At 35.9% G+C, this 451-nt stretch carries 1 protein-coding gene; it reads left to right on the plus strand.

The genetic code is table 11. From position 1 onward, the window contains the following. Positions 1–3: 3 nt before the first annotated feature. On the plus strand, positions 4–451 hold a 448-nt coding region (locus tag WOCAOBSORBRA_RS06100; protein WP_458694637.1), incomplete at its 3' end, for an Rpn family recombination-promoting nuclease/putative transposase.

Raw genomic sequence — 451 nt, forward strand, 5'->3', positions numbered from 1 at the left:
AGTGTGGGGAAACCTGCATGCTGCGTTTCTAAGGGAGGGAGTAGTAGCAATACTACTTCCTTACCTAACCAGGTCGCTAAAACTAAAGGCTTTGAAAAACGTGCCCAATACTATGCAGCTAAAGCGTATTCAAGACAAGCCGATAAAGGTGATCAATACCAAGACCTTAAGGAAATTATCTTCATTGCTATAGCAGATTGTATCCTGTTTCCGGACAAGTCTGAGTATAAATCAAAGCATACTATTCGGGATGAAGATACTAATGAACACGATCTAAAAGATTTTTACTTCATATTTATTGAATTGCCAAAATTTCCAAAAACCAAAGAGGATCAGCTTTCAAATATAGTTGAAAAATGGATCTACTTCTTTAAATATGCAGATGAGACTAGTGAAGAAGAGCTGGAAAAAATAATAGGTAGTGATGTAATAATTAAAAAGGCCTATGAAG

The organism is Wolbachia endosymbiont of Cardiocondyla obscurior (genome assembly GCF_902713635.1).
In the GTDB taxonomy this organism is placed as follows: Bacteria; Pseudomonadota; Alphaproteobacteria; order Rickettsiales; family Anaplasmataceae; genus Wolbachia; species Wolbachia pipientis.